Source organism: Cellulomonas sp. P5_C6 (assembly GCF_054049635.1).
Genome location: NZ_JBFULZ010000285.1, coordinates 1 through 3565, shown reverse-complemented (window position 1 = coordinate 3565; position 3565 = coordinate 1). Strand labels below are relative to the sequence as shown.

Annotated in this window: 2 protein-coding genes; both read left to right on the top strand. The window is 68.1% G+C overall.

Annotation, left to right across the window (positions count from 1 at the left end):
* Window positions 1-923: 923 nt before the first annotated feature.
* On the top strand, window positions 924-3137 hold the full coding sequence (locus tag ACXJKG_RS20125) for a family 78 glycoside hydrolase catalytic domain (RefSeq protein WP_456847496.1): 2214 nt from the start codon (window positions 924-926) through the stop codon (window positions 3135-3137).
* A 60-nt stretch (window positions 3138-3197) separates the two neighbouring features.
* A complete protein-coding gene (locus ACXJKG_RS20120; RefSeq protein WP_456847495.1) occupies window positions 3198-3512 on the top strand; it encodes a hypothetical protein in 315 nt (104 codons plus the stop codon).
* Window positions 3513-3565 lie beyond the last annotated feature (53 nt).

The window sequence follows — 3565 nt, the reverse complement described above, 5'->3', positions numbered from 1 at the left end:
GCCCTGGGACCACTCCATGAGTCTCACGGGGTTGCTAAGTGGACAACCTCCGCGGGATCTGCCACGCGCCACGATGGAGGCGCGAACCTCTCGCACGCCAGAGCGCGGAGTGCGTCTCTCGGCGACGGGGTCCTTCCGGGTACACGCGCGGCGAGTCGATGGACCCTCGCCCCCCAGGCGTACCCCCGGTCGCGGAACTCGGCGGCCCGCAGGATCGTGTGCAGCACCGTGGTGGGCTTAGTGGACAGCAATTGGACACTTAATGGCATCGAAGAGCTCGTAGAAGCGTCGAGGCGAGCCGATATAATGGTGGCGCGATGGATGCCGATCCCGGCGTTCGGCCAGGTCAGGGCGTGAATCGAAGAGAATCGCCGAGATCTTCTGCCCTAGCAGAATGCACTGCGGTAATTCAGGGGGTCAGGGGTTCGAATCCCCTCAGCTCCACCGAAGTAGCAGGTCAGAGGCCGTTTCTCCTGTCGGAGAGGCGGCCTCTTGGTCTGTGGTGGACACACATCGGTCACTCTTGACGGTGGTGCGGCTCGTGAGTCTGCCCTGGTCACGCCCTCTTCTTGAGGGATTCGAATCTCGAGACCGGGCACGGTCGCGGCGACGTTCGAGGGAGGAGCGACACTCGCTGTCTCCCGGTGCCGACGGTCGAGGGCGGTGAGCGCTGTGGCGAGCGTGCTTCGGTCCTGAACCGATGCTCCATGCCGTGGCGGTAGCCGATCGGGTGACGTGCCTCGGGTAAGCCGATCTGCAGCCGGTCGATGGTTGATGATATGAACCGATTCAAGATCGCCGGCATGTCGTCCCTGGCGTGAGTCGCGTGACGTGATCCGATGTCGGCAAAGGAGCCATCGTTGTCTCACCAGACCGCTACCCCATTCCGAGGCAGTGCGAGCGACCTCCTCTCCGGCGCCGCCATGATCTCCGGCGATGCGAGCCGTACGGCGGCCGTCACGTTCGGCATCACCGTGCCGCTCGATCGTGAACCGTCGACGATCCGGTCGGCGAGGCTCGTCGCGACCGCGCACGGGGTGTACGAGGCGTACGTGAACGGCGGTCCGGTGACCACGTCGGTGCTCAACCCAGGCTGGACCGCGTACGAGTGGCGGCTCCAGTACCAGGAGTACGACGTCACGCGCCTCGTCGCCGCCGGACCTCGCGAGGTGGAGATCGAGGTCGAGCTGGGCAACGGGTGGTACCGGGGTGACCTGGGCTTTAGCGGTGCCAACGCCAACTACGGAGAGCGCATCGGTCTCTGCGCCGTCCTGGAGATCGCCTTCGACGACGGCTCCTCGCAGACCGTCGCGACGTCCCCGAGCTGGACGGCCCGTACCTCGGCAACCACCGAGAACTCGCTCTACGGCGGGCAACGCATCGATGCTCGGCTCCGAGGCGGCGGCCAGGCCGTGGCAGTGCACGAGGTGCCGTTCGACCGCGCGACGCTCGTTGCTCAGGTCGCCCCGCTGATCACCCGGCACGAGGTGCTGCGCCCGCAGCGGATCTGGCAGTCACCGTCCGGTCGCACGCTCGTCGACTTCGGGCAGAACCTCGTCGGCTGGCTTCGTGTCACGGTCAGCGGGCCGGCAGGCTTCGAGATCGTCGTCCGGCACGCCGAGGTCGTGGAAGACGGAGAGCTCGGTACCCGGCCGCTGCGCGACGCCCGCGCCACCGACACCTTCCTGCTCTCCGGTGGCGTCGACACCTTCGAGCCGACCTTCACGTTCCACGGGTTCCGCTACGTCGAGGTGACGGGCTGGCCCGGCGAGCTCACCGCGGACGACCTCGAGGCGGTCGTCGTGCACTCCGACATGCGGCCCACGAGCGAGTTCAGCTGTTCCGACCCGCTCGTGGACCAGCTGGTGCAGAACTCCGTGTGGGGCCAGAAGGGCAACTTTCTGGACGTGCCCACCGATTGCCCGCAGCGTGACGAGCGGCTCGGGTGGACGGGTGACATCGCGGCCTACGCGGCGTCGGCGTCGTTCCAGTTCGACACCGCCGACTTCCTGCACAAGTGGCTCCTCGACCTCGCCGAGGAGACCGGGCACGCACCGGGACAGATCGTCCCGTTCGTCGTTCMCGACGTGATGAAGCTCGGTGACCTGTCCAGGCTCGACATCGAGTTCGGTGGAACTCCGACCGCCGTCTGGGGCGATGCCGCCGTCTGGGTCCCGCAGGCTCTCTGGAACGCCTTCGGTGACGTCGACCGGCTCCGCGCGCACTACCCCGGTATGGCGATGCACCTGGAGTCCGTCGAGGCGAGGCTGTCCCCGACCGGACTGTGGGACAGCGGGTTCCAGTTCGGCGACTGGCTCGACCCAGACGCACCCCCGGACACACCGGCCGACGCCAAGGCCGACACGGGGGTCGTGGCGACCGCGTGCCTGTTCCGCAGCGCGTCATTCACTGCAGAGGCTGCGGCGATCCTCGGCCACGCCGACGAGGCGGCCCGATGGGGAGAGCTCGCGGCCCGGACCCGGACCTCGTTCAATGCCCACTACGTCCACGACGGTCGGGTCGTCTCGGACTGCGCGACTGTCTACGCACTGGCGATCACCTTCGGTCTCCTCGACGAGCCCGACCGGAGCGCTGCGGCTGTTCGGCTGGCAGAGATCGTCCGCGCGACCGGGTACCGCATCACTACCGGGTTCGCCGGCACGCCGTTCGTGACGTGGGCGTTGTCCGAGACAGGTCACGTCGAGGACGCGTACCGCCTGCTCCTCGAGAAGGAGTGCCCGTCGTGGCTCTATCCGGTGACCATGGGAGCAACCACGATCTGGGAACGGTGGGACTCGATGCTTCCGGACGGCAGCATCAACGCTGGTGAGATGACCAGCTTCAACCACTACGCGCTCGGGGCGGTCGCCGACTGGATCTACCAGGCGGTCGCCGGCATCCGACCGGCCGCTCCSGGCTACCGGGCAATCCGCATCCACCCGGTCCCGGGCCCGGGAATCGACTACGTGACCGCTGCCTATGACTCACCCGTCGGCCGCATCGCCGTGCACTGGACGCAGACTGCGACACAGTTCGACCTCGACGTCACCGTGCCCGAGGGCATCCCGACCGAGGTCGTGCTCCCCGACGGCCGGGTGGAGCGGGTCGACGGGGGGACGCATCATTTCGTCGCGTAGCAGCACGTGCGTGTCCCAGGACCATCGACCCGATCACCCGTCGTCAGGAGGAACCGCGACATGAACTCGCTCCTCGAAGGGAACGGTGTCGCGATCAACGACCTCACGGGCGATGGCCCGCACGAGGTCGTCCCCCGTACGCACCGATGCCCCCGGCGCTCCAGCGCGGGTCGGGCCCGTGTGGATACCCGGCTCGCGGACGTGCGGGCGCACCTCGTGCACAACTGGTCCTGGGAGGCCACCGTGGCAACTGTTCTGACTGACTTCGACGTTCTCGCGGCTCCGCACGGGTTCGCGTCGGCCCCGGTTCGGGTCGCCGCGGGCGACTCCGTCACGCTCGGCGCGTGGGACGTGCTCGTGGCGGTGACCCGGTGAGCCCGCGCTGGACCGGCCCGTGGCCGGTGAGCGCGCGCTGGACGGGCCCGTGG

Coding starts and splice junctions, on each gene's coding strand:
- ACXJKG_RS20120 (WP_456847495.1), top strand. CDS start 3,198: ATGAACTCGCTCCTCGAAGGGAACGGTGTCGCGATCAACGACCTCACG.